We start from the raw sequence: 25,346 nt of genomic DNA, 5'->3' as shown, positions 1-25,346 counted from the left end.
AGGGCATGCCCGGTCACGTATAACTCGGGGGCCCTTGTAAGTGCCCGGAGATACGACCAAGCGGCTTCCCGCCCTCCCGCTGACGCATCAGCCCCCGCCCAGCAACGGGTTGCCCTGGTCGACGTAACTCCTGTCCCAGGCCTCCCCCGCCGGGCGGCGCATGTGCTGACGTCTCGCATCGAAGAACGGCTGGTGGTCCCATTCATGGACGACGCCCTTGGCCAATGATTCTCCGATGAAGGCGCGGTGACGCTGACCCCGCAGGATCTGTGCCTGGGTCACCTGCGGGTCCCACCCGTCGAAGCAGACGGCGCGCAGCCGGGCCATGACCTCCTGGTTCGCCACGCTCGCCGAGACATCGATCAACTCATCGCGGTCGGATTCGAGGTCGTACAGCAGCTGCTCGCGACCATGCACGTAGACGTACTTCCACCGTCCGTCGATGACCGTTCGAGTGGTCGCGATGACACCGTTGGCGTTGTAGTCGATGATCACCGGCCGCGGGGAGGAACCGACGGCAAGCAGGTCCTGTCCCGGCCGGTCGGATGCGCACTGGTCGAGCGGGGCATCCTCGGTCGCGCCCGCCAACGACACGATCGTCGGGAACAGATCGATCAGCGAGACCGGATGCCCCACACTCTCACCCTGTCCGATGCCCGGACCGGCGAAGATCAGTGGAACGCGCGAAGACCATTCGCGGAAGGTGCGCTTGAAGAACATACCGTGTTCGCCGACCATGTCTCCGTGGTCGGAGGTGAGGATGATCACGGTGCGCTCGCTCTGCCCGAGCCGTTCGATCTCGGCGATGATCTCGCCCAGTTTGTCGTCGATGTAGGAGACCATCCCGTAATAGGCGCGCCGCAGGCGCCGAACCACCTCATCGCTCGTGTCGACCAGGTCGACGCCCTGGAACGCGTTGACCCACTCATCCCATACCGTCAGCGGCCATCCGCCCTCCGGGCGTCGCGGCACCTCGAGCTCACGGCCCTCGTAGCGATCCCAGTACTCCTGAGCGGGCGCATAGGGGTCATGAGGCTGTGTGAACGACACGCAGAGGAACCACGGCTGCGCAGAATCCTCGCGGCGAGCGAAATGCCGCAGTCGCTCCAGAGCCCTGAACTGCACCTCCTCGTCGTAGTCGAGCTGCGCAGACCACGGCACCGGCCCTGCGGCCGGCACCATTGCAGCCATCGGCCGACCGGCCCGGACGGCGGGAGGCCGGGGCGGGTCTCCGAGCGCCTCCCAATCCTGTGCCCCGCGCAGATCCGAGGGATAGATGTCGGTCGTCAGCCGCTCTTCGAACCCATGCAGCTGATCCGGGCCCACGAAGTGCATCTTCCCACTCAGCACCGTCCGGTAGCCGCTGCGGCGCAGATGATGCGCGAAGGTGGGGATGCTGGCAGGCAGCTCCTCGAAGTTGTCGTTCACCGGGATGTCACCGGGGAGCCTGCCCGTCATCAGCGACGCACGCGACGGCGAGCACAGCGGCGAGTTGCAATAGGCACGCTCGAACAGCGTTCCCCGACGCGCCAGCTCCGCCATGTTCGGCGTCAGCACATCGGAGTTGCCGTACGGCGATGTCGCGAACGCCGACAGCTGATCGGCCATCACGAGGACGATGTTGAGCGGTGTCTCGGAGTCGGCGGCGTCACCGCTGTTCGCGGACATGCTCATGCTGGTTCGACCCTCACTCCGGTCTGCTCGGCGGCGGACTGATGAATCGCCTCGATCAGCTGCGTGACCCAGAGCGCTTCGTCCACGCCGGGAAGCCGGCGACAACCGTCGCGTAGCGACTGGACGAACGCATCGATCATGCTCGTGTTGGGTCCCATCGGCTGGTCGTCGTAGCCCGCGACAAGCGCTCTGGGGAACTCCGCCTGCTCCTCGCGGTACACCTCGATGCCCTGCCGCGCGTCATCGATCACCACGGCTGCGTGCTCGCCGACCACCTCGAATCCGAACCGCACCGCGCTGGGCATCCCGTCGGGCAGTACCCACAACGACTCGACGGATGCAGAGCTGCCGTCCTCGAAGGTCAGCAGCGCCTGCAGCCCGTCCCAGGTGTCCACGCCCTGCGCAGCCAACAGGCCACGGCTGCCCGTCGCCTGCACGGTGGTGAGACCGCGCGGGGCGAGGGCCGCGACGATGTCGAGGGAGTGCGGCATGAGGAACCACCCCGGCGACGAGGCGCCTGCCCACGACAGCGCTTTCAGCGGCAGCCGCCGACTGTTGCTGAGCCGCGCGTTCTGGAAGAGCACGCGGCCGAGGCCGCCCCCGGCAGCATCTGCGAGGAGGGACCGGAACGACGGATGCCAGCGGTTGAGATAGGCGACCGAGATGTCCGCACCGTTGCGCGCTGCGATCTCGCGCATTCGCACGCCATCCGACGTCGACGTGGCCAGCGGCTTCTCGACGAGCAGACGCAGCCCCGCTTCCGCGCCCGCGACGACCGCGTCCGTATGGAGATGATCCGGCGTCGCGACGACGAGAGCATCGAGTCCTTCCGAGATCAGCCCGTCGATGCCGTTCGCGATCGGCACCTCCAGCTGCTCGGAGAAACTCTGCGCCGCAGCGGCGGAGACGTCGTACACGCCCGCGAGCTCGACGTCGGGGTGGCGACCGGCCAAACCGGCGAATGTGCGCCCTCTGAGCCCCGCTCCGATGAACCCGATCCGCAGACGGGGCGACTCAACCATTGTTGGCCCAATACGTCGCACTGTCCTTCGGCAGCTGGGAGGAGAACTCCTGTGCCGAGATCGCGCCGAACGCGAGCTTGTTCACCAGAGGGATGAGAACCTTGGTGGTCCAGTCGCCGTAGTCGTCGATGACCAGATCGAACTGCCCGTGGACGGAATCCGCGTCGTCGATCAATGCCTTGATGTCGGCGAGCTCGGCGGGCACATCGATGTCGGCGCGCGGTGTCATGTTCCCGGCGAGTGTGGAGACGCCCTCGAGCTGTTCCTTCTTCATGAAGTAGGCGATGAACTGCTCAGCGGCATCGGTGTTCGCCGCGTTGGCGGGGATTCCGAACCCGATCAGCGACACTTCCTGCGAGGCGTCTCCGTCGGGACTGGTCCTCGGCATCGGGAAGGCACCATATTCGAAGCCGTCCGCCGTCGACGACTTCGTCTCGTGAGGAATCCAGGTTCCGTTGAAGATGAGATCCGCATCGTTCTGCGCCCACTTCTGCTGCATCGCCGGCCACTTGCTGCTCGAGTATCCGTCGATGAAGTAGCCGCCGTCGACCAGCTGCTGCAGCTGTGCTGCGGCATCGATGAACCCCTGCTGCGTGAACGCGTCACCGGTGGGGTCGGCTGCCGCGGCGTGCAGTTCGCCTGCCCCCATGTTCCGCACGGCGAGCTCGGCGTAGTAGTAGAGGTTGAAGTTCGCGATGTCGCCGTCCTGTGCCAGCGGAGTGCGGCCCGCGGCCTTCGACGCGTCGAGCCACGCGATCAGGTCGTCCCACTCCGCCGGAGGGTCGGTCACGAGCTCCGGGTGCTCGGCACGGTTGTACCAGAACGCCGAACTGATGACCTGGTACGGCAGCATCCACGTCTCACCATCCACGGTGATCATGTCGAGGTAGTCCTCCGGGATGACGGACTCGACGGTGACGCCTTCGCCCGGGATCTCGGAAGCGAGCACGTCGTTCATCGAATGGCTCGACTCGGTCGACACCAGTACGGACTTGATGTTGCGCTGAGCGGCATCGATGAGGTCTGCGGGAGCGGTCGGGCTGTTGAGCGTGGGCGACAGCTTCTTGACGTTGTCACGTCCGATCCACTCGACATCCACCTCGATGCCGGTCTCGTCGGTGAAGTCGTCGATCGCCGCCTGGAGCGCGAGCTGCTGGGGCTCGCCCTCCGACCACATGGACCAGTAGGTGAAGGACGTAGAGCCGTCCGGCTTCTCGTCCCCCTGGGTTGCGCGCTGGATGGCGGTGCATCCTGAGAGCGCGACGACGGTGACCAGGGCGAGGGATGCGAGGGCGAGGCGTTTCATGACTGCGAGCTCCTTTGCTGTTGGGATTTGCACGATGTTCTGAGTGGGATAGAGGTGCGGCGGGGCGGGTCAGCGGTCGGCACCGAGGGTGAGGCCCTCGATGATCCGCCGTCCGAGCCAGAGGTAGAGCAGCAGCACGGGACCGATGACGATCGCGACGCCGGCGAACAGCTGCCCCCAATCGGCACCGGTGTACTGAAGTCGCTGTAGGAACTTCAGGAGCGCTAGCGGCAGAGTCTCCAGCTCGGTGCTCTGGAGGAAGACCAGCGCGATGATGGTCTCCCCCCAGTGCGAGATGATGTTGAGGATCAGCAGCGTGACGATCCCCGAACGGGCCAGGGGGAGCATGATCGATGTGAAGGTGCGCACGGGACCGGCACCGTCGAGTGACGCCGCCTCTTCCATCTCCTTCGGCAGCGAGACGAAGAATCCGGTGAGGAAGAACACCGCGAACGGCAGCGATGTCGCCACGTAGAGGAGCCAGACGCCCTCGAGAGTGTTGACGAGATAGAGATCGCTCATGAGGCGGTAGAGCGGCAGCACGATCACCTGCACCGGGATGCCGACACCGAGCGCGAATGCCATCGTCAGAGGACGGCTTCCGACGACCCCGAAGCGACTGAGCGCGTACGCTGCGGGAGCGGCGAGCACGACAGTCGTGAGGCCTGTGGCCAGCACGAGCACGACGCTGTTCGTCAGCGCCACGCCGAAGTTGCTCGCATTCCAGGCTGCGGTGAAGTTGTCCAGCCGCCATTCCTGCGGCAATGCGAACGGATGGTTGAAGAGCTCCGTCGTCGTCTTGAAGCTGGAGAGGAAGATCCACACCAGAAGCAGAACGCTGAAGAGCGCCAGCGCCCACACGAGGACGATGGTGGTGCGCCACCCGACCCGCCCGAGCAGGCCGTTGATCTGCTTGCCTGCGCCGTTCCGGGCTACGGCAATGGCGACGGGGGCGTGAGAAGTGTTCTGTGAACGGTTCATGGGCGAACGCCTTAGTACTCGATGGTCTCGTGCTTGAAGATCCGCCGCGAGAGCCCGACCAGAACGCCGACGAGCAGCAGCATGATGATGGCGGTGGCCGCGGATGTGCCGTACTTGGGCACACCCTGGGCCGAGAACGCCTCGGCATAGGAGTAGACGGCGGTGTTCCACACCTGCGTCGACGGAAGGTAGCCTGCACCACCGGCGAAGGCGTAGATGAACTCGAAGATCTTGATCGAGCTGACCGTCCAGAGCACAGCTGCCACCCCGATCACGTCCCAGGTCAGCGGCAGGATGATGTGTCGCAGGCGCTGATATGCGTTGGCTCCGGCGAGCGCGGCCTCTTCGAAGAGGTACGGCGGGATCCTGTCGACGGAGGCCAGCAGGATGGTGGCGTAGAAACCGGTATTGATCCAGACCAGTCCGAGCATGATGACGAGGAAGAGGCTGTTCTCGCTCAGCCATTCCGGGGGAGCCGTCACTCCCACGCTTCTGAGCACGGTGTTCAGCAGCCCCTCATGCTGGAAGAGGAAGCCCCAGACGATCGAGAGGACGACGCCGGGGACGATCGTCGGGAAGAAGATCACCGCGCGGATGAAGCGCCGACCGCGCAGATCGCGCAGGACGAGCATCAGGACGAAGCTGATCAGAAACGTCAGCCCTCCAACCACGAACAAGATGAGGAGTGTGTTGCGGAACGAGATCATGAAAACGGGATCGGCGAAGATGCGTCGATAGTTCTCGAACCCCACGAACTCCATGGGTCCCGCCCCGCCCCACCTGTTCAGGCTGATCCACAGCGTCTGAATGCTCGGGATGACCATCAGCACCAGATAGAGAACGGCCGCGGGAGCGACGAACCACCAGAACACGCGGCGCCGGGACCTCGCCAAGGGCGTGGATTTGGCGAGCCGAGCATCGCGCTGTGCTCCCACAGGGGAACGATCGCGGTGAATCACCAGCTCCATCGTCTCTGTCATCCGAATCTCCTTTGATGTCCTCACCCGCGCGACGGCAGAAGTCGCTGTCCTGCGGGTCGTAGGAAACTTATCAGTAGGCTTCCTACATGTAAAGCCCTATGCTGGTTCGTATGCAGAGTGTTGCTCCCCAGATCGCCCGTCGCATCAACGACCGCGCCGCCCTCGACCTGCTCGCAGCTCGTGAGGAGATGACGCGATCGGAGATGCGAACAGCCCTCGGGATGTCACAGCCGTCGATCCTCGAGCTCTTCGACCGCCTCCTCGAGGACGGACTCATCGAGGAGGCGGGACAGGTCGAGGGCAGGCGGGGTCCGCGGGCGCAGGCATATCGCATCAACCCCCGGCGTGCACACGTCGTAGTGGCGAGAGTGGCGCGCCAGGAGATCGTGGCGAGTGTCTCGAATCTTCTCGGGGAGTTCGTGTCGACCTCGTCAGCCCCCGCGCCGACAACGGACTCGGACGCACTCCATTCCGACGTTGCCGAGTGCGTGGAAGCCGCGATCTCCCGGGCCGGCGTCGAGCGCGATCAGGTGAGACTCGCTGTCGTCGCGACGCCGGGTGTCGTCGATCCGGAGACCGGCGACGTCGGCTACGTCGCGCATCGTCCGGAATGGCGCGGGGCCCTTCGCGCCAACCTGGAGCAGGATCTGGGCATCCCCGTGCATCTCGAGAACCAGGTCAAGCTCCTCGGACTCGCTGAACTCGACGCGCGTCGAGCCGAGACCTTCGCGCTCGTGTCCATCGGACCAGCGGGCCTGGCCGCAGCCCTGGTGCTCGACGGCACCCTGTGGCGCGGCGCCCATGGAGCTGCAGGCGAGATCGCCTACATGCCTGGCGGCAGCGAGCTTCCGGTGCTCGGTCCTGACAACTCCGCGACCGGCAACCTGGGAGAGCTGATCAGCCGCCTCGCCGTCGAGCAGCCACTCCGCCTCGAGTCGATGACGCGCCCGATCGCCCGCGCAATCGCGGCGATCTGCACTGTCATCGACCCAGGCGAAATCATCCTCGCAGGACCGATCGGGCGAGGAGGGGGCGATCCGCTCTCCAAAGCGATCGAAGACGCCTTGACCGCGGTCTGGCCTGTGCGAGTGCCGGTCACCCCAACGCGAGTCTCCGGCGACGCCGTCCTGAAGGGCGCGGCACGAGCGGGCCTCGACAGGCTCCTACCCGAGCTCTGGGGTCCGCAGACGGGATTGACCAAGGCATGAACGAGACTTCTCAGGGCGCGTCTCGCCCGAACGTCGTCGTCGTGATGACCGACGATCAGGGCTGGTGGTCGATGCCCAACAGGATGCCCGAGCTGCACATGCCGCACCTCGAAGAGCTCATGGCCGACGGGCTGGAGCTGACACGGTTCTACTGCGCATCCCCGGTGTGCTCGCCTGCCCGAGCGTCGATGCTGACGGGCCGGGTGCCCTCGGCGCATGGCGTGCACGATTGGATCGTCGGAGACCGTGACCCTCAGTCATGGCCCGATGACTACCTCGCCGGCCAGCCATCGACTCCGGAGATCCTCAGCCGCGCCGGCTACCAGTGCTGGATGAGCGGGAAATGGCACCTCGGCGACGCGAGTCGACCGGCGCCGGGATTCACGCGCTGGTACTCCCACCGATACGGCGGTGGGCCTTACGTCAACGCGCCGGTCTGGCGGGACGGCGTACCGGTGGACGAGCCGCGCTACATCACACACGCCATCACGGAAGAGGCCCTCGGATTCCTCCGTGACCGCGACCCGAATGCGCCCTTCTACCTCCAGGTGAATTACACCGCGCCGCATGATCCGTGGCTCGAGGGACACCCTGACGAGTACACCTCCCTCTACCGCGAGTCGTCGTTCCCTTCCGTTCCCCGCGAGCCCCGCCACGAATGGACTCACGGCTCAAGCTCCTTCGACGGGGCATACGACGACCCGCATCCGCACCTGGTCGGCTACTGTGCCGCCCTGACCGCCGTGGACCGCGGTCTGGGACAGATCCTGAACCTGCTCGAAGACGAGGGCATCCGCGACGACACGGTCGTGCTGTTTCTCTCGGACAACGGCTTCAGCTGCGGGCATCACGGGCTGTGGGGCAAGGGAAACGGCACCTGGCCGCTGAACTTCTGGGACTCTTCAGTGCGTGTGCCGATGGTCGCCAGTGTGCCGGGCGGCGCCAGGGGAACGAGCGACGCGCTGGTGTCCGCCACCGCTCTGCACTCGACAGTCTGCGAACTGGCCGGCGTCGAGATTCCGGCAGACCAATGGCGCGCATCGGAGTCGATTGCGCCGCTCCTGCGTGGCGAGTCGACGCAGGGCGCCGACGTCGTCGTCATCGCCGCGGAGTACGGCATGGGCAGGATGATCACGGACGGGCGCTGGGTCTATGTCCATCGCAGGCAGGGCCCTGACGAGCTCTACGATCGAGAGAGCGATCCCGGCGAGCAGCACAACCTCATCGACGACCCGTCGCGCGCGGGTCTGCGCGATGAGCTTCACCAGCACCTGACTGATTGGTACGGCGTCCGAGCGCGCGAGGGGATGGAAGGCTGGAACCACGATGTGCGCGGCTTCGGCCAGGTGCATCCAGTGTCACGAGGACTTCCTGACACCCTGACGTACGCAGTGACGCCCGCACCCGACGGCAACTCCGAGACCGACTGACCAGCAGAAGGATCCCGCAGGTCGGCGGTCAATTGAGCTGTGACGCGACGGCGAGCACGCGGCCGATCGACTCCTCTTCGCCGACTGAGATGCGGATGCCGTCGCCGGAGAACGGCCGGACGATCAGGTCGGCGGCGACGAACGCGGCAGCCGCATCGTCGGTCGCGTCGCCGGTGGGCAGCCAGATGAAGTTCGACTGCGAGTCGGGCACGTCCCAGCCCTGCGCGCGGAGGCCTGCGAGCAGGCGCGTGCGCCGCTCGACGATGACGGCGACGCGCTCGCGCAACTCGTCCTCGGCGTCGAGGCTGGCGATGGCGGCGCGCTCGGCGGCCGAGGTCACCGACAGCGGGATCGCGGTCGTGCGGGCGGCGTCGAGCACGCGCGGGTGGCCGATCGCATAGCCGACGCGCAGGCCCGCCAGGCCGAACGCCTTCGAGAAGGTGCGCAGCACGACGACGTTCGGATGCTCTTCGAAGACGCGTTCGGCGAGACCGTCGACTGCGTCGGGAGCGGTCACGAACTCGGCGTACGCCTCGTCGAGGATCACAAGCACGTCGCTGGGGACCCGGGCGACGAAGGCGGCGAACTCGGCGCTGGTGACGATCGGGCCGGTCGGGTTGTTCGGCGTGCAGACGATGATCGCCCTGGTGCGCTCGGTGATGGCATCCGCCATCGCGTCGAGGTCGTGACGCGCGCCGTCGGTGAGCGGCACCTGCACCCCGGTGGCGCCGGCGACCAGCGGCAGACCCGGATAGGCCTCGAACGAGCGCCAGGCGTAGATGACCTCATCGCCGACGGATGCCGTGGCCAGCACGAGCTGGTAGAGGATCGAGACGCTACCGGTGCCGATGTGCACCGCGTCGACGTCGACGCCGTACTTCTCTCCCAGTCGCGCGCGCAGCGCGCCGGCCGTGGCATCCGGGTAGCGGTTCATCGGCGTGGTCGTCTGCAGTGCTTCGAGCACCGATGGCAGCGGCTCGAAGGGGTTCTCGTTGCTCGAGAGCTTGAACGCGTCAGGACCGGCCTGCTTGCCCTGGCGATAGGGCGGCAGCGCGGCGATCTCGGGACGGATGCGGGGCAGGGTCGGCTCGGTCACGGGATCAGTCTATGGAGCGGGTCCGTAACCGCACCCACTGACTTCGCGCGCCAACCGTGACAGGATCAACAGATGCGATTCCTGGTCCGCGTCATCGTCAACGCCTTCGCCATCTGGGTGGTCACGCTCATCCCGGTGCTCGAGGTCAGCATCCGTCCCTTCGCGCCCGGCGAGACCCTGCAGGTCGCGCTCACCTTCCTCGTCGTCGCGGCGATCTTCGCCCTGGTGAACACGATCGTGGGCACCGTCGTCAAGATCGTCGCGATCCCGCTGTACATCCTGACGCTCGGGCTGATCTCGTTCATCATCAACGGCTTCCTGCTGTGGCTGACGGCCTGGATCACGACCGGCTTCAACTGGGGCCTCACCGTCGAGTCGTTCTGGTGGGGCGTCGTCGCCGCGATCATCATCTCGGTCATCAACGCGATCTTCGGTGCAATCCTGCGCCCGCAGCGCAAGAAGGAGCGTCGCTGAGCTCGATCTGAGGCTCACGGCCGCTCGGCCCGGAACTCGGTCGTCTCGACGCTGGTCGCCTCGCCGAGTTCGGCGAAGAGCGCCTCATGCAGGTCGCGCACCCGCGGATCGCCGGATGCATCGGCCTGCGCGGCCGTGTCGATGTACTCCTGAAGCCGGTGCGGGGCGATCGGCGTTCCAGGCTCCACTTCGGCGTGCATGGTGAAGCTCGCGGCGGAGCCCGTGCCGCCGACACTTCCCGTGCCGGCGATGTTCGAGATCACATCGCCGCGGTGCCGCGCCTCGACGAGCGTCTGATCGGATGCCAGTGATGGCTCGACCGGATTGCCCGCCGTGAGCACGAAGTCCACGTCGTAGACGCCCTCCATCGCGATGAAACACGCGCCCGCGGCACCCTGCGAGTATCCGACAAGCTCCACCCTGTCGCCAGGTTCTGCGCCGGCCGCGTGCAGCGCCTTCTCGACGGCGACCTGCGACGCCGCCTGCTCGCGGTCGACGTACAGATCCCAGTTCGAGCCCATGTCCCACGGGTCGTCGGTGCCGGGAATGACTGTGCGGGTGCCGTCGATGTAGCCGACGAAGCGCTTCGAGCCGTCCGACATCGTGTACTTCTCGACGACGACCTGCCCGGCGCGGCCGTATGGGATCCGCTCGAAGGCGTCCTTCAGGCTCGCGACGGGTGCGACGGTGCCCCTTCCCACCGCCTCCAACCGCACCGGCGGCGGTGCGCCCTTCAGCTCCACGCCATAGGGCAGCAGGCCCCGCCGGCTCATGGTCCCCGCGTGCGACAGCAGCAGCAACCCCGCGCCGATCGTTCCGAGGCCCAGCATCGGCGGCCCCGGCACGATCACATCGACCACGTCGTCCCAGGGCTGGTCCGCGATGTCACCGAATCGCCCCTGCTCCCACGTGGCGATCAGCATCGCCGCCCGCTTCTCGATGTCGGGATCGCCGTCGAGAAGCGCATCGATGCGACGCTGCAGCGCCATCGCCTCGTCCGGCCGGTGCACGCTCAGCGCCGCCTGCTCGTTGCGCAGCTCGACCAGCTCGAAGGTGTCGGCCATCATCTCGACCCCGTTCGCGTCGTCGCGCGCCTCGTCGGCCATGGCCGTCAGGCGGTGCGCGCATCCGGTCATTCCGCCGGTGCCGACCATCCGGGCGATATCCGGTGTCTGCGCGCACGTCGCCGCGGCGCGGTGCACGAGATCAGCGGCATCCTGCAGTCGCCTCGCGACCTGTCCGAGACGTCTGCCGATGTCGCGCACCATCGACGAGTCCACCGAGATAGCACCACCCGAGGTGATGTCCAGGCCGTCGCTCATCAGCGCACCGCCGCCCGCACGACACCCTGCTGCTCCTGCACGGCGACCACCTCGGCCGTGAGCCCGCGATGCAGCTGTGCGAGCGCGTCGCGCAGGGCCCGCGCGCTGACGCCCTCGCTGTGCCAGGTCGAATCAGCGACCATGCCGGAGGCGACGGTCTCGGCAAGAGTCAGCTGATCCTCCGCGTCCTGCAGCAGACGCAGAGCCGCGAATGCGGCCCACAGTCCGCCTGCGGCGAGAGCTTCGTCGGGAGCGATGGAGTACATGCATCCAGAGTGCGGCCGGCGCGGCATCCGACCGGCGCCGATTCCCGGCGACTGTGGACAACTTCCTCGCACAGATCGTTGGGGAGAACCGACGATGCAGGCAGAATGGAGCGATGAGCGACCGGGATCCTTTCCGCGTCATCTTCGTCTGCACCGGCAACATCTGCCGATCGCCGATGGCCGAGGTGGTGCTGCGTGCACTCGCCTCCCATCGAGGACTCGGCTCGCGCGTCGTCTCCACCAGCGCTGGCACCGGCGATTGGCACGTCGGCGAGCGCGCCGACGCGCGCACGATCGACGCCCTCACCCGACGCGGCTTCGACGGAACCCTGCACCGCGCACGCCAGTTCACCGCGGCATCCTTCGCCGAGAACGACCTGATCGTCGCACTCGACCGCACACATGAGCGCATTCTGCGGGCCTGGGCGCGCACCGAGGACGACGAGGGCAAGGTCACCCTGCTGCGCGCCTTCGACACCCACGCCTCGAGCATGGATGTGCCCGATCCGTACTACGCGGGCCCGGAAATGTTCGATGCCGTGCTGACTATGATTGAGACCGCGACCCGCGGACTCTTCAGGCAGCTCGAACCGGCTGTGCGGGCATCCCATTCGTCGCCCCGCGCGATGCGGGGCCCCGAGCAGGAGGAACTCCTCTGACTTCTCTGCCCTCGCTTCCGATCCAGCCGCTGAGCCCCCTCGACGGCCGCTACCAGGCCGCCGTCTCGGGTCTGTCCGACTACCTCTCGGAGGCGGGCCTGAACCGCGCCCGCGTCGAGGTCGAGGTCGAATGGCTGATCGCGCTCACCGACCGCTCGCTGTTCGAGACCTCGCCGCTGTCGGATGCTGACAAGCAGCGCCTCCGCGCGCTGTACCGCGACTTCGGGCAGGCCGAGATCGACTGGCTCGCACAGAAGGAGGCGGTCACCCGCCACGATGTGAAGGCCGTCGAGTACCTCGTGCGCGACCGGCTCGCATCTCTCGGTCTGGATGCCATCGCCGAGCTCACCCACTTCGCCTGCACCAGCGAGGACATCAACTCCGCCTCGTACGCGCTCACCGTCAAGCGCGCCGTCGAGGGCGTGTGGCTGCCGGCGCTGGATGCCGTGATCGCGAAGCTGCGCGAACTGGCGGTCGAGCACGCGGATGCGGCGATGCTGTCGCGCACGCACGGCCAGCCCGCCACCCCGTCGACGATGGGCAAGGAGCTCGCGGTGTTCGCGTGGCGCCTCGAGCGCGTGCGCACGCAGATCGCCGGCTCGGAGTACCTGGCGAAGTTCTCGGGTGCCACCGGCACCTGGTCGGCGCACCTCTCCGCTGAGCCCGACGTCGACTGGCCGCAGCTGTCGCGCGAGTACATCGAGGGCCTGGGCGTCGACTTCAACGAGCTGACCACCCAGATCGAGTCGCACGACTGGCAGGTCGAGCTGTACGACCGCGTGCGTCACGCCGGCGGCATCCTGCACAACCTCGCGACCGACATCTGGACGTACATCTCGCTCGGCTACTTCGCACAGATCCCCGTCGCCGGGGCGACCGGCTCGTCGACGATGCCGCACAAGATCAACCCGATCCGCTTCGAGAACGCCGAGGCGAACCTCGAACTGTCGGCTGCGCTGCTGGGCTCGCTGTCGCAGACGCTGGTCACCAGCCGCCTGCAGCGTGACCTCACCGACTCGACCACGCAGCGCAACATCGGCGTGGCGCTCGGCCACTCGCTGCTCGCACTCGACAACCTGCGCCGCGGCCTGAACGAGATCTCGCTGTCGCGCGACGTGCTGTTCGATGACCTCGACCACAACTGGGAGGTGCTGGCCGAGGCCATCCAGACCGTGATCCGCGCCGAGGTCGTGGCGGGCCGTTCGAGCATCACCGACCCGTACGCGCTGCTGAAGGAGCTCACCCGCGGTCACCGCGTCGGCGCGGCGGAGCTGGCGGAGTTCGTGCAGGGCCTGGAGATCGGCGATGCCGCCAAGCAGCGCCTGCTGGCCCTCACCCCCGCGACGTACACCGGCCTCGCCGAGCGCCTGGCGAAGTAGCGCTAACGGCGCCGCGATCCCAACGCCCGGGAGCCGCCCCGCCCCTGGTCAGCTACCCCGCCCCTGGTCATTTGCGTAAATGGACGGGGGCGGCGTAGCCCAGCAGGGGCGGGGTCGCCCAGCAGGGGCGGGGTCGCCCAGCAGGGGCGGGGCCCGTTCGAGGCGATCAGACGAGGACGCACTCTGGCGTCAGGACGCACGGTGACTCATGCTGGATACGTGCGCACCGGTGCGAAGATCGCCTCGGCCGGCATCCTGATCGGGATGCTGGCAGTGACCGCGTGCACGCAGGCCGAAGCGCCGCCGGTGAGCCCGGGCACGAGCGTCGGCCCGAGCACCGGCTCGCCGTCGTCGACGGCGAGCGCCGAGCCGGTCGCCCTCGCACACGATCTCGATGCGCCGTGGTCGGTGCTGCCGCTCGAGAGTGGTGGGGCGCTGATCTCGCAGCGCGACGATGGGCGGATCGTCGAGCTGACGCCGGACGGCGAGCAGCGCGACGCCGGCGTCGTGCCCGGCGTCGTCTCCGGCGGCGAGTCAGGCCTGCAAGGGCTCGCACTGCGCGAATCCGATGGCGTTCGCTGGCTGTATGCGTATCACGGTGCAGAGAGCGACAACCGCGTCGTGCGGATGCCCCTCGCCGGCGACCCCGGACGGCTGTCACTCGACATCGACCGCCTCGAGGTCGTGCTCAGCGGCATCCCGCGTGCGTCGAACCACAACGGCGGTCGGATCGCGTTCGGTCCGGACGGGATGCTGTACATCGCCACCGGCGACGCCGGGCTCAGGGACGAGGCCCGGAATCACGAGTCTCTCGCGGGCAAGATCCTGCGGGTCTCACCCGACGGCGACCCCGCTCCGGGAAACCCCTTCGACTCGCCCGTGTACAGCCTGGGGCACCGCAACGTGCAGGGCCTCGCATGGGATTCGCAGGGCGTCCTGTGGGCGAGCGAGTTCGGGCAGAACACCTGGGACGAGCTCAACCGCATCGAGGCCGGCGGCGACTACGGCTGGCCCGATCACGAGGGCATCGCCGGAGCAGCGGACGCCATCGATCCGAGGGCGGTGTGGACGCCGGCCGATGCCAGCCCGAGCGGCATCGCGATGATCGACGACGTCGTCTACGTGGCATCCCTGCGCGGCGAGCGGCTCTGGCTGCTCGACACGACGGATGCCGACGCCCAGCCGTGGGCGGTGCACGCCGGCGAGTTCGGACGGCTGCGCGATGTGGTGCCGGGACCGGACGGCACATTCTGGGTGCTCACGAACAACACCGACGGTCGGGGCGACAGCCGCGAGGGCGATGATCGCCTGCTGCAGCTCACCCTTCCGGAGGGCTGACACAGGCGGCGGCTCCGACGGGCGACTGATTCACACGGTGGGAGCGTCGCCCGACGCCGGCCGATCCTCCGGAGCCGCAGCGGCGTCCGACGAGGAATCGACGCCCGAGGCGGAAGCCTGGCCGGCAGCATCGTCGTCGTCATCCTCGAACAGCACCGGACGGTCGACGTGCTTGGTCACGTCCGCCGGGTCGATGGCCAGCATCAGCATGGCCAGGCCGAGCAGGGTGACGATGAACGAGATGCCGCCGATGACCAGGCCGAGTCCGATCGGCGTGAGGCCCTCGTAGGTGCCCTTCTCGATGGCGAGGTTGACCCGCGAGGTGAAGGCGCCGGTCGAGACCAGCGTCACGATCGCTGCGAAGACGCCGCAGACCAGGGCGATCCCCACGAGGTGCAGCGGACGCAGGATCTCTCGGCGCGTCGGCTTGGGGTCGGTCATGCGTATCCTCCATGGTCAGCCAGGCGGTCGCCGCCGGCATCCGATTCGATGTTCTTCTTCGCGCCCGGCGTGATGCCGGCGATGCCGAGGAACACGGCCACGATCGCGGCGTACGCGCCGAACATCCCCACGCCGAGGACGATGCCGGTGAGCACGAAGTCATTGCCCTCGACCGTGTACGGCTGTGTGAGATTGACCGGCACGACGAGCAGCAGCAGTGCCAGCAGAAGGCCCATGGCGCCGATCGTCATCGCGTCGCGCGCGCCGTCCGTGCCGCGGTATCGGATGCCCGCGAGCAGCTCCACCAGACCGGTCAGCGCAGCCCAGACGATGACGAGCACGAAGAACAGCGTCTCGGACCGCCAGGTCGGCACGCTCGCCGCCATTCCGAGCACGAGAGTGAAACCGCCCATCATGACCGCAGGCCACCTTCGGCCGGCGGGGTACACGAGGATCGCGGCGAGGATCAGCACGAACGCGGTGACGATCGCGAAGCCCCCGAACACGGCAAGTCCGACAGCGGCGGAATGGTCCGGAGAGAAGGTGATCATGATGGCCGCGACAGCGGCGAGCGCGGCACGGCTCAGCTGCACGTGACGCGCAGTGAACGGACGGGAAGGGGCAGGCATGAACGACCTCGAATCGGTGACCCGCCCAGTCTACGCCGGGCCCCTATGAAGGAGGTTCGGCGGCCTCCCCAGGCGATCGCCGAACCCCCACCCCAGCGGGGTCGGACCGCCTCTCCCTCCCCAGAAGGGATCGACGCCGTATCGGTATGCCAATCTATGCGGAAGGCCTTCACATACCGGGAGCACTGCTGTGACGATCGAGAGCACCTCCGGCGCACGCGCGATGACGCCGTTCGCCTCCGCGCTGCGCGAGGCGATCGACGCGCGCAGCATGACACTCGCCCGCCTGCACCAGCGGCTGACGGACCGCGGGAACGCGGTCTCGATGGCGACGCTGAGCTACTGGCGCTCCGGCGACCGCAGGCCGGAGGGCGCGCAGTCGCTCGCAGCCGTCGCCGACATCGAGGATCTGCTCGGACTGGATCCGGGGGCGCTGACCGAGCGGCTCGGTCCGACGCTGCGCACGGGTCCGCTGGGGCCGACCGCTTTCCCCTTCGACCAGCTGTCACTCGAGCAGCGTGTGCGCGACACCTTCGTCGCCATGGGCGCGACGTACCCGGATCCGACGCGCGAGCTCAGCATCCACGCCGTCAGCGACGTCGGGGCGGACCGCAAGATCCTGCGACGCACCACCCGGCTCGTCGTGCAGGGCACCTCCGGCGTGATCTCGGAGATCCCCTTCGTCGAGATCACCGAAGAGACCCCGGCCACCAGCCCCGTGTTCGTCGCGCTGGGCGGCGGGCGGATCGCGAAGACGCACACCGATCCCAGCCGCACCGTGCACGGATTCCTGTTCGCGCTGGATCGACCGATCACGACGCCGGAGTCGGCCATCATCGAATGGGCCGCCGAGTATCCCGCGGACTATCCCGAGGGCGATGGCAGCGGACACGGCATCTCGCTGCAGTGCCGCGAGCTGCTGCTGTGGGCACGTTTTCACCCTGAGGCGATCCCGACCTGGATCGAAGAGGTCGAGGAGACACCATCCGGAGAGGTGGTGACGCCGCGCGACCTGGCCGGTGCGGTCTCCATCCACGCGGTGCGGCGCAGCTTCGGCCCCGGCGCCCTGTCGCTGCGGTGGGGCTGGGACGACCGATCCCCGTAATCTTGTATTGCAATACTTGCGTCACAAGGTTACTCTGATCGCATGACCGAGAGCGCCGAGCGCATTGCCACGAACCTCCGCAAAGGGGTGCTGGAGTTCTGTGTGCTCGGCCTGCTCGCCGACACGGAGCGCTACGGGCTGGAACTGGCGGGCGAACTGCAGGCCCGCGGCCTCATCGCCGGAGAAGGAAGCCTGTACCCGCTGCTGTCTCGCATGCGCGAGAGCAGTCTTGTCACCACCCGCACCGCGGCCGTCGGCGGCGGTCGACCCCGCAAGTACTACACGATCACCGACGCGGGCCGTGAGCAGCTCGCCACCTTCATCGAGGTGTGGCGAGCTCTCGGCACCGAAGTCGACAGCATCCTCGGAGGGCGCGATGAGCACTGAAGACACCTACCTGCGCTCAGTGGAGCGGATGCTGCGCGACATCGCCCCCGAGCACCGCACCGCGGTGCTCGATGACCTGCGCGAGCACTTCGCGGATGCCGCGGACGCCGGCCAGCCGGTCGATGAGACCATCCGCGGCCTCGGCACGCCGCGCACGATCGCCGAGCGGGCGCATGAGGAGTTCGGCGTCGCGTCCGCGGAATCGGATGCCCGCGCCGAACGCGCCTGGCGCGTGCTGCAGGGCGCGGCCGTGGTGATGGCGGTGGTCACGGGAGTCGTCGTCGCCTTCATCATGCCGTCGTTCGCGACCGACGAGGGACTGAAGACCCTCTTCGAGATGCAGGGACTCTGGCCGGCCCTCATCGCGCTGGTCCCCGCGCTGATCACGGTCGTGCCGCTGGCGGTGGGTCGTGCGGCACGCACACCCGTCACGATCATCTGCGCCGGGCTGGTCACCGCGCTGGCGCTGATCGGCGGCTTCACCATCGGCGGATTCTTCCTGCCGAGTGTGCTGCTGAGCTGGGCCGCACTGGTCGCCTGGGTGCGACTGCGCGGGTCCGGATTCGGAATCGGATGGCGGATCGCCGGCGGTGTGCTGGCGGCTCTGCCGGTGCTGTCGTTCCTGATCCCCGTCTTCGGCGGGATGCCCGGCCGCTACGCCGACGACCCGGTCGGACCGAGTGTGGGCATCGATTCCTGGGGCTGGGTGCTCTTGGCCGGCGTGCTCGCGCTGGCCGCGCTCATCGTCGTCGGATTCCGTGCCGCCGGCTGGGCGCTCACCGCCATCGGCCTGTTCGTGCTGATCGTCGGACTCGTCTCGGGTGGGCTGCTCACCCTGTTGTTCGTCTGGCTCGGTGGGCTCTGGCTCACGATCGGCCTCACGCACGCCGTCACCGCCGCACGCCGTCGCTGACCGGGTGCGCTGCCGTCGCTGACCGGGTGCGCTGACCGGCGACGCGAACGCACCGCGTCGCCCGTGCGCTGCACCTTCCTGCATCCGCCACATCGGTGGATGGCGCGGATGCAGGAAAGTGCCGCAGACGTGGGACGGCAGCATCCCGCCCCGACGCATCCAGCCGCTCAGGACGCGGCGAGCGCGCGGCGGTGGCTGACGCGATGACCGACCCAGAAGCCGATTGCGATCAGGCCGGCCAGGGCAACTCCGGCGACCCACGGGACAGTCGACGGCGCGGCGCCGGCGGTGGCGCTGGCGAGCTGCGTCGAGCCGGCCGCGATCTGCCCGTTGCCGTCCTGCAGCGCAGCGGCGCCTCCCGACAGCTCCCCGCCGCCTGCGGCGAGCTGCGCAGTGCCCTCGTCGACCGCGGTCGCGCCCGCGGCGAGCGCCTCGACGCCGTCGGTGAGGTCGGATGCCCCTGCGCTGAGGGTCCCCGTGCCGACGGCCAGCTTCTCAGCGCCGACGGTCAGCTCGCTCGCACCGGTGTTCAGACGGCTCGCACCGGCGTTCAAGCGGGTCGCACCGGCGGAGAGCGTCTCCAGCCCTGTGGTGAGGTCGACGGCGCCAGTGACGAGCTGGTCGCTGCCCGCACGCAGGTCCGCGGCGCCGGCTGCGACCTTCGCGGTGCCGGCGGAGAGTGCGTTCGCGCCGCTGGACAGATCACTCGCGCCGACGACGAGACCGACCGTCCCCGGCCACCCCTTCGCCTTGTCGCCGTTGACCAGGACGTTCGCGCCGCCCGCCACCTGCTGAGCGCCGGCAGAGGCCGAGACCAGGCCCCGCGCCAGCGACGAAGCCGCTGCGGTCGGGGCGGCCATGCCATCGACCTGCTGGTCGACCCCGGCGGCGAGCGCAGCGAGCTGCTGCAGCTGCGCATTGTCGGCATCCGCGGCCGCAAGACCTGCCAGCGCATCGGCGAGCTTCTGTGAGTTCGTCGGCGCACTCGCAGCGAGACCGGCGAGCGCATCGGCGGTCGCCGGCGTCGCCAGCGTGCGCACCTGGTCGGTCACGCCGGCGGCGAGAGTCGTGCTGAGCGTGCTCGCGCCGGCGAGCACCTGCCCGGAGATGTCATTCGCAGCACCGACGCCCGCCGACAGGGAAGCGGCGCCCGCGGCGAGTTCTGTCGAGCCGTCGTGCGCCGTGTTCGATCCGTCGGCGAGTTCCGCGGCTCCGGCCGCGATGCGACTCGTGGTGGCGAAGTAGAGGACCATCATCCCGGCCAGCAGGACGCTGAGGACGATGACGGCGATGCGCATGCCGAGGCCATGCGCGTGAGGTGTTGCACTCGTCATTGAGGACTCCAGAGGTTCAAGGCATCATTGCCTCCGGTGAGCGTAGAGTCGGGCAGCGCACCCCCAGCCACTCTTGCGTGTTGAAACCAAGTGCCCAGTCAGGCGAGACTGAGTTTCTTGTGCAGGATCGACAAAAGCGACGCGACAGTCAGGCGGCGACGGGCGTGCTGGAGGTCTTGACGGATGACGTGTGAGTGCGCGCCGACGATGCAGGTGCAGCCGGCGACGACGCGGCTGTCTGCGACACGTGCGGCGTCGCAGCGGACGCGTTCTGGGACGACACCTTGACCTGTGCGGTCACCGGCTTCGCGCGGGTGGTCAGCACCAGCATCCGGATCACGCCGCCGAGCGCGAGCCCAGCCGCGAGCGCGCTCAGCGCGACGAGCAGGGGCATCCACTCGGTCGCGAACGAGGCCGCGAGACTCAGCAGCGCACCGACAATCCACACGCCGATCGCTCCGCCGGCGAGGCCGGCCGCGCCGCGCGCGACGGCGAACGCCGCGACGAGTGCGCAGGCGATCGCGAGTGCGGCGCCGGCCATCCCGATCGGCACGAAGAACATGGCCAGCGTGTTGGTCACTGCAAGAGTGGACATATCCAGACCCCCCGGTCATCGGCACGCCGCCCCCCGGCGCGCCTCTGACAACAAGGTTACGCGGATAGATGCCGTTGTCACCCCGTCCGAAGAACGATTCGGCATCATCCTGGAGGATGACATCCTTCCGGCAGGTGACGCCCCGGAGAACGCCGGGGCGGTCGTCAGTCCTTCCGTCGGCGTCCCGGCCTCGGAATGCGCAGCTTCGTCAGCCGAGGAGTGATCACCGGCACGGGTGCGGTGAACACGGCATCCACCATCCTCGAGCCCTCGCTCGGGCCGATGACCGGAATCGGAGTGGTCAGCGTCGAGATCGGCGTGGTGAGCGTCGGCTCGACAGGCGCCACCGGCATCTTCGCGAACTCGCGGTGCGCGCGAACGTAGGCCGGGATGAGCAGGACGATCGCTCCGAGCCAGGCCAGCGGGTTGCTGAGCGCCACACCGGCGAAGTGGAAGATCGCCCCCAGCACCACGGCGGCGACGACGCGCATGATGAGCTCGATCACGCCGGTCACCGTCGGCACCAGCACCCGGCCGATGCCCTGCAGCACCCCGCGCAGCACGAACAGCACGCCGAGCATCGAATAGCTGACACCGTTGATGATCAGCATGAGGTGCGCCATCTCGACGACCTCCTCAGCGCCATCTCCGACGAACAGCCGCACGACCGAAGAGCCGAACACGATCATCACCGCGCCCAGCATGAGCGAGGTGATGACAGCCATCCAGATCGCCTGGATCGTGCCGCGGCGGATGCGATCCGGGCGGCGTGCGCCGAGGTTCTGCGCGGCGTACATCGATGCGGCAAGCCCCAGCGAGGCCAGGAACGCCGTCGCGAGGCTGTCGACGCGGGATGCCGCGGTGTAGGCCGCGACCGCTTCGGCGCCCAGCATGTTGAGCGCCACCTGCACGATCAGCGCGCCGATCGCGATGATCGACGCCTGGAAGCCCATCGGCAGGCCGAGTCGCAGGTGCTCGGCGACCTCGGCGCCGGTCACCTTCCAGTCGTCGCGGTGCACGTGCAGCACCGGCAGCCGACGCCACATGTACAGCAGGCAGAGGATCACCGAGATGGCCTGCGCCACGACGGTCGCCCATGCCGCACCGGCGACGCCCCAGCCCAGCGGTCCGACCATCAGCAGCACGAGACCCACGTTCAGCGCACACGAGATGGTCAGGAACACCAGCGGGGTCGTCGAGTCGCCGATCGAGCGGATGATCGCCGCCAGGTAGTTGAAGAACATGATCGTGCTGCCGCCGATGAAGGTCACCTGCGTGAAGATCGTCGCCTCGACCAGCAGCTCCGGCGGCGTCTGCAGCAGCACCAGGAAGGGACCCGCGATGAGCGGCCCGACCACGGTGAGGATCAGACTCGTCACGGCGGTCAGGAGGGTTCCGGTGGCTACCGAGCGGCGCACGCCACGGGCATCCCCTGCGCCGAACGCCTGGGCGGTCGGGATCGCGAAGCCGCTCGCCAGGCCCCAGGCGAAGCCGATCACCAGGAAGATGAGGCTGCCGGTCGCTCCGACGGCGGCGAGCGAATTGACGCCCAGCTGACGGCCGACGACGACGGTGTCGACGAACTGGTACAGCTGCTGCACCACGTTGCCGATGAGCAGCGGGATCGAGAAGGCCAGGATGACGCGCCACGGGCGTCCGGTGATGAGGGTGGTTGCCATGAAGGGATCTCGTGAAGAGAGGGCGGATGCCAGGAGCGGCGAGAACACGAATGGCACCGTGATCGGTCACGGCGCCATCGAGGATTCAGTGTATCGAATCGATTCGGCGAAACGGAAGCTCTCCTTGAGGTCAGCCCCTCACCTCGGCATCCGATAGCGAGTCAGGGAAGGTCCTCGACGTCGATCACGTCGTCCGGCCCTCCGTCCCGGTCCGTCTCCTGCTCATCCGTGACGACGCCCGTCGCCGGTGCATCCCGCACCGTGTGGTGCGCCCCGGTCTCCGCCGCGAGCCTGGCACCCTCCTCGATCGCCTCCTCCTTCGAGGCGTAGCCCTGAGAGAACTCCGCCTCTCCCTCGACGCGATTCACCCACTGTCCGTTCTTCGAGATCGTCTCGACATCTCCGCGCGCCATCACCGCTCCCTCCGTCCGCCGCGCATCCCGCGGCGAACCGGCAGGATAACCCCGCGGCCGCGGACACACGCAGGGGCTTGCGCCCTCCCCCGGCGGCGGGGTACTCACAAGAGCATGACTCGACTTCGGCGCAGCGATCCGCACTCATCCGGGCTGACGCGCGTGCGTCGCGGGTTCGGGTTCGAGTACCGCGCAGCGGACGGCGCCCGTATCGAGGACTCCGCCGCCATCGCTGCGCTGCGCTCCCTCGCCATCCCGCCCGCGTGGACGGATGTCTGGATCAGCCCGCACGAGAACGGGCACATCCTGGCGATGGGGACGGATGCTGCGGGACGCCGGCAGTACATCTATCACCCGGCCTGGCAGGAGCGGGTGTCGAACGAGAAGTTCGATCGGATGCTGGATCTCGCCGAGATCATCCCCATCGTGCGCCGCGGAGTCACCCGTGACCTGCGCGCCGACGACTGCGGCCGCACGCGGGTGCTCGCCGGTGCCTTCCGGATGCTGGATGCCGCGCTGCTGCGGGTGGGATCGGAGCGGTACGCGAAGCAGCACGGCAGCATCGGCCTGGTCACCCTGCGCGGGGCACACGCCCGCGTGCACGGCGAACAGGTCGTCGAGCTGAAGTTCCCGGGCAAGAGCGGTCAGCCGTGGGAGTCGGAGGTGGCTGACGAAGACCTCGCCGCGCTCATCACCGACCTCAAGCGTCGCGGCCCGCGGGTACTGCTGCTCTCCTGGCGGGACGAGCGGGGATGGCATCCGCTGCGCGCATCCGACATCAACGACGACGTGCGCGCGCGGACCGGCGGCGAGTTCACGGCGAAGGACTTCCGCACGATGCACGGCACGGTCATCGCAGCGCAGTCCCTCGCCGTCACGGGGCCGAAGACCACGGCATCCGCACGCAGCAAAGCGATCGTCGCGGCCGTGCGCGCAACCGCCGCCGCCCTGGGCAACACTCCGGCGGTGGCGCGTTCGAGCTACGTCGATCCCCGCCTGTTCGACCTGTACGAGGAGGGCGTGACGGTCGATCCGACGCGGCGTGTGGAAGGCCAGTTGGTCGAGCTGCTGCGCTGAGCCCGGCGCCTAGCCGCAGTCGCGCAACGGGTCAACCCGGTGTGACGATCGAGCACTCGCGCCTAGCGTCGCGGATGAACCTCGATCGAAGGAGAGTGACATGAGCGACGCACAACGCGGCAACACCACGCACGGACCGAACCTCGACGAGCAGCTCGAACAGGAGTCCCGCGGCATGGTGCAGGGCCACGGCGCTCCGCACGCGGAGCCATTTCGCGAGACGGAGCCGCTGCCGGACGACACCGATTCCGAAGAGGTGCAGGAGGCGTTCGAGCGCAGCGGCCCAGAAGTCGCCGATGATCAGCAGGCCGCCGATGATCAGGAGGCCGACGATGAGCTCGCCTGACGTCGGAGGCCGGAGCCTTCGCGACCTGCTCGCCGAGCCCGGCCACTGGAGCACTGTGTACACGGACGGGCCGCAGGGCGAGCCGCCTGGTGCGGTGGAGAGCCGGATGCGCTCCCTGAAGGACGGCATGCTCGAAGCGGGCATCCCCGAACATGACGCGGAGGTGATCGTCGACGTGCTGCCGGATGACACCGGCACACCCGCACCATCTGCGCGCTGGCTGCTGGCAGCCGACGGCCGCATCGTCGCCGAAACCGGCTGGGCGACGGCAAGACGCGGCCCGGAGCGGCTGTCGTTCGGAGCTTTCCCGGATGTCCTGCCACTCCTGCTGCATCGCGCCGACGAGACTCGCATCCTCGTCGTGGAGACCGCACGCGACGGCGCCGACCTCTCGCTGCAGCGACTGGGGCGAGCCGTCCCCGAGCACGAGCAGCAGATATCGGGTGAGGATGACCCGATCACGAAGGTCAACGCCGGCGGATGGTCGCAGGCGCGGTTCCAGCGCAGCGTCGAGGAGGTGTGGCAGCGCAATCAGGACGAGGTCGCGGAGGAGATCGACCGAATCGTGCGCAGTCACCACCCCAGCCACATCTTCGTGACGGGCGATGCGCATGTGCGCGGACTGCTGCTCGAGAGCATCAGCCCGGAGGCTCTGGAGGTCGTCGTCGAGGTGGATGTCATCACCCGCGCGGCGGGTGCGGACGACAGCACGCTCATCGAGGCGATCGACGAGACTGTCTCGCTGTCTCACGACTCGCGGGTGAGCGCACTGCGCGACCGGGCGGCCGAGCGCGACGGCATCAATGGCGCCGAGGGCATCAGCGCCGTGGTGGAGGCGCTGCAGCAGGCGCAGGTCGACACGCTGCTGCTCGACGAGCGCATGTCCGATTCGTCGACGCTGCTCGCTCTGCCGGCAGAGCCGTGGATCGCGGTGAGTTCCGCGGACTCGTTCGACGCGGGCGCCGGCGTTCCGCTGCCTGCGATTCAGGCGCTGGTCCGCGCGGCTGTGCTCACGGATGCGCAGCTCGTGTTCCTCGAGGAGGAGCCCCCGGAGGGCGAGCCGTTCGATGACAGCACCGCCGCCCAGCCGCTCGCCGTGCTGCGCTGGGCGGTGGCAGCCGGGGCATCCGATTCCGGCCAGGCGTCGGATGCCGGCGGAGGGGATCACCCGAGTCAGGCCGAGGGCGAGGATCCGGATGACCCGCCGACCAGACCGGATCCGCAGACCGAGGGTCACCCCTCGCAGGCGGAGGGCGCTGATCCCGACGCGTGAACACGATGCTCCTGTCCCG

Annotated in this window: 26 protein-coding genes; 12 read left to right on the top strand and 14 right to left on the bottom strand. The window is 68.2% G+C overall.

The window, feature by feature from the left end:
- Nucleotides 1–87 precede the first annotated feature (87 nt).
- The 5 genes from betC to ACQUSX_RS10140 form a co-directional block, all read right to left on the bottom strand.
- Nucleotides 88–1,674, bottom strand: coding sequence for a choline-sulfatase (betC, locus tag ACQUSX_RS10160; protein ID WP_428906813.1), 1,587 nt, complete (start codon nt 1,672–1,674; stop codon nt 88–90).
- A complete protein-coding gene (locus ACQUSX_RS10155; RefSeq protein ID WP_428906812.1) occupies nt 1,671–2,696 on the bottom strand; it encodes a Gfo/Idh/MocA family protein in 1,026 nt (341 codons plus the stop codon). Before ACQUSX_RS10155 ends, betC begins: the two co-directional genes overlap by 4 nt.
- Nucleotides 2,689–4,002 carry an ABC transporter substrate-binding protein gene (locus ACQUSX_RS10150; protein WP_428906811.1) on the bottom strand — a complete coding sequence of 438 codons (1,314 nt, stop codon included), beginning with the start codon at nt 4,000–4,002 and terminating at the stop codon, nt 2,689–2,691. Before ACQUSX_RS10150 ends, ACQUSX_RS10155 begins: the two co-directional genes overlap by 8 nt.
- A gap of 69 nt (nt 4,003–4,071) precedes the next feature.
- Nucleotides 4,072–4,983 carry a carbohydrate ABC transporter permease gene (locus ACQUSX_RS10145; RefSeq protein WP_428906810.1) on the bottom strand — a complete coding sequence of 304 codons (912 nt, stop codon included), beginning with the start codon at nt 4,981–4,983 and terminating at the stop codon, nt 4,072–4,074.
- A gap of 11 nt (nt 4,984–4,994) precedes the next feature.
- A complete protein-coding gene (locus ACQUSX_RS10140) occupies nt 4,995–5,963 on the bottom strand; it encodes a carbohydrate ABC transporter permease (RefSeq protein ID WP_428906809.1) in 969 nt (322 codons plus the stop codon).
- Between the two features lie 110 nt (nt 5,964–6,073).
- Between ACQUSX_RS10140 and ACQUSX_RS10135 the strand changes: the two genes are divergently transcribed.
- Together ACQUSX_RS10135 and ACQUSX_RS10130 are read left to right on the top strand one after the other, a co-directional pair.
- The gene (locus ACQUSX_RS10135) at nt 6,074–7,171 is read left to right on the top strand and encodes an ROK family transcriptional regulator (RefSeq protein WP_428906808.1); all 1,098 of its coding nucleotides are present in this window, start codon (nt 6,074–6,076) and stop codon (nt 7,169–7,171) included.
- Nucleotides 7,168–8,601 carry a sulfatase-like hydrolase/transferase gene (locus ACQUSX_RS10130; protein ID WP_428906807.1) on the top strand — a complete coding sequence of 478 codons (1,434 nt, stop codon included), beginning with the start codon at nt 7,168–7,170 and terminating at the stop codon, nt 8,599–8,601. The genes ACQUSX_RS10135 and ACQUSX_RS10130 overlap by 4 nt, the downstream gene beginning before the upstream one ends.
- Before the next feature lie 28 nt (nt 8,602–8,629).
- Here ACQUSX_RS10130 and ACQUSX_RS10125 read toward each other — a convergent pair whose 3' ends face one another.
- A complete protein-coding gene (locus ACQUSX_RS10125; RefSeq protein WP_428906806.1) occupies nt 8,630–9,697 on the bottom strand; it encodes a histidinol-phosphate transaminase in 1,068 nt (355 codons plus the stop codon).
- 72 nt (nt 9,698–9,769) lie between these two features.
- On the opposite strand from ACQUSX_RS10125, the gene ACQUSX_RS10120 reads away from it, so the two are divergent.
- A complete protein-coding gene (locus ACQUSX_RS10120; RefSeq protein ID WP_428906805.1) occupies nt 9,770–10,171 on the top strand; it encodes a phage holin family protein in 402 nt (133 codons plus the stop codon).
- 14 nt (nt 10,172–10,185) lie between these two features.
- Here ACQUSX_RS10120 and ACQUSX_RS10115 read toward each other — a convergent pair whose 3' ends face one another.
- Nucleotides 10,186–11,493, bottom strand: a complete 1,308-nt coding sequence (locus tag ACQUSX_RS10115; protein ID WP_428906804.1) for a hypothetical protein — start codon at nt 11,491–11,493, stop codon at nt 10,186–10,188.
- Nucleotides 11,493–11,759, bottom strand: coding sequence for a hypothetical protein (locus ACQUSX_RS10110; RefSeq protein ID WP_428906803.1), 267 nt, complete (start codon nt 11,757–11,759; stop codon nt 11,493–11,495). Before ACQUSX_RS10110 ends, ACQUSX_RS10115 begins: the two co-directional genes overlap by 1 nt.
- 113 nt (nt 11,760–11,872) lie before the next feature.
- On the opposite strand from ACQUSX_RS10110, the gene ACQUSX_RS10105 reads away from it, so the two are divergent.
- From ACQUSX_RS10105 to ACQUSX_RS10095, 3 genes are all read left to right on the top strand, one after another.
- Nucleotides 11,873–12,418: a low molecular weight protein-tyrosine-phosphatase gene (locus tag ACQUSX_RS10105; protein WP_428906802.1), complete on the top strand. Its 546-nt coding sequence runs from the start codon at nt 11,873–11,875 to the stop codon at nt 12,416–12,418.
- A 5-nt stretch (nt 12,419–12,423) separates the two neighbouring features.
- A complete protein-coding gene (gene purB, locus ACQUSX_RS10100) occupies nt 12,424–13,797 on the top strand; it encodes an adenylosuccinate lyase (RefSeq protein ID WP_428907625.1) in 1,374 nt (457 codons plus the stop codon).
- Nucleotides 13,798–13,998: 201 nt separating this feature from the next.
- Nucleotides 13,999–15,135 carry a PQQ-dependent sugar dehydrogenase gene (locus ACQUSX_RS10095; RefSeq protein ID WP_428929966.1) on the top strand — a complete coding sequence of 379 codons (1,137 nt, stop codon included), beginning with the start codon at nt 13,999–14,001 and terminating at the stop codon, nt 15,133–15,135.
- A gap of 30 nt (nt 15,136–15,165) precedes the next feature.
- On the opposite strand, the gene ACQUSX_RS10090 is transcribed toward ACQUSX_RS10095, so the two are convergent.
- Complete coding sequence (locus tag ACQUSX_RS10090) at nt 15,166–15,576, bottom strand: hypothetical protein (RefSeq protein WP_428906800.1); 411 nt, start codon at nt 15,574–15,576, stop codon at nt 15,166–15,168.
- A complete protein-coding gene (locus ACQUSX_RS10085) occupies nt 15,573–16,205 on the bottom strand; it encodes an acyl-CoA synthetase (RefSeq protein WP_428906799.1) in 633 nt (210 codons plus the stop codon). The genes ACQUSX_RS10090 and ACQUSX_RS10085 overlap by 4 nt, the downstream gene beginning before the upstream one ends.
- Before the next feature lie 190 nt (nt 16,206–16,395).
- Between ACQUSX_RS10085 and ACQUSX_RS10080 the strand changes: the two genes are divergently transcribed.
- From ACQUSX_RS10080 to ACQUSX_RS10070, 3 genes are read left to right on the top strand one after another with little or no spacing between them, the layout of a single operon-like run.
- Nucleotides 16,396–17,310: a hypothetical protein gene (locus tag ACQUSX_RS10080; RefSeq protein WP_428906798.1), complete on the top strand. Its 915-nt coding sequence runs from the start codon at nt 16,396–16,398 to the stop codon at nt 17,308–17,310.
- A 42-nt stretch (nt 17,311–17,352) separates the two neighbouring features.
- A complete protein-coding gene (locus ACQUSX_RS10075) occupies nt 17,353–17,697 on the top strand; it encodes a PadR family transcriptional regulator (RefSeq protein ID WP_428906797.1) in 345 nt (114 codons plus the stop codon).
- Complete coding sequence (locus ACQUSX_RS10070) at nt 17,687–18,610, top strand: HAAS signaling domain-containing protein (RefSeq protein ID WP_428906796.1); 924 nt, start codon at nt 17,687–17,689, stop codon at nt 18,608–18,610. The genes ACQUSX_RS10075 and ACQUSX_RS10070 overlap by 11 nt, the downstream gene beginning before the upstream one ends.
- A gap of 167 nt (nt 18,611–18,777) precedes the next feature.
- Here ACQUSX_RS10070 and ACQUSX_RS10065 read toward each other — a convergent pair whose 3' ends face one another.
- The 4 genes from ACQUSX_RS10065 to ACQUSX_RS10050 form a co-directional block, all read right to left on the bottom strand.
- On the bottom strand, nt 18,778–19,944 hold the full coding sequence (locus tag ACQUSX_RS10065) for a hypothetical protein (protein WP_428906795.1): 1,167 nt from the start codon (nt 19,942–19,944) through the stop codon (nt 18,778–18,780).
- Between the two features lie 148 nt (nt 19,945–20,092).
- Entirely contained in the window at nt 20,093–20,524 is a 432-nt protein-coding gene (locus tag ACQUSX_RS10060; RefSeq protein ID WP_428906794.1) for a hypothetical protein, read from the bottom strand.
- Between the two features lie 179 nt (nt 20,525–20,703).
- A complete protein-coding gene (locus ACQUSX_RS10055) occupies nt 20,704–22,218 on the bottom strand; it encodes an MATE family efflux transporter (protein ID WP_428906793.1) in 1,515 nt (504 codons plus the stop codon).
- A 161-nt stretch (nt 22,219–22,379) separates the two neighbouring features.
- Complete coding sequence (locus tag ACQUSX_RS10050) at nt 22,380–22,631, bottom strand: DUF2188 domain-containing protein (protein WP_428906792.1); 252 nt, start codon at nt 22,629–22,631, stop codon at nt 22,380–22,382.
- A 114-nt stretch (nt 22,632–22,745) separates the two neighbouring features.
- On the opposite strand from ACQUSX_RS10050, the gene ACQUSX_RS10045 reads away from it, so the two are divergent.
- From ACQUSX_RS10045 to ACQUSX_RS10035, 3 genes are all read left to right on the top strand, one after another.
- Complete coding sequence (locus tag ACQUSX_RS10045; RefSeq protein WP_428906791.1) at nt 22,746–23,708, top strand: DNA topoisomerase IB; 963 nt, start codon at nt 22,746–22,748, stop codon at nt 23,706–23,708.
- A gap of 100 nt (nt 23,709–23,808) precedes the next feature.
- On the top strand, nt 23,809–24,054 hold the full coding sequence (locus tag ACQUSX_RS10040) for a hypothetical protein (RefSeq protein ID WP_428906790.1): 246 nt from the start codon (nt 23,809–23,811) through the stop codon (nt 24,052–24,054).
- Nucleotides 24,041–25,327: a baeRF2 domain-containing protein gene (locus tag ACQUSX_RS10035; protein WP_428906789.1), complete on the top strand. Its 1,287-nt coding sequence runs from the start codon at nt 24,041–24,043 to the stop codon at nt 25,325–25,327. The genes ACQUSX_RS10040 and ACQUSX_RS10035 overlap by 14 nt, the downstream gene beginning before the upstream one ends.
- Nucleotides 25,328–25,346: the final 19 nt, after the last annotated feature.

It is taken from the genome of Microbacterium alcoholitolerans (assembly GCF_050408615.1).
Taxonomy (GTDB): Bacteria; Actinomycetota; Actinomycetes; order Actinomycetales; family Microbacteriaceae; genus Microbacterium.
This window is presented reverse-complemented; position numbering and strand designations above follow the sequence as displayed.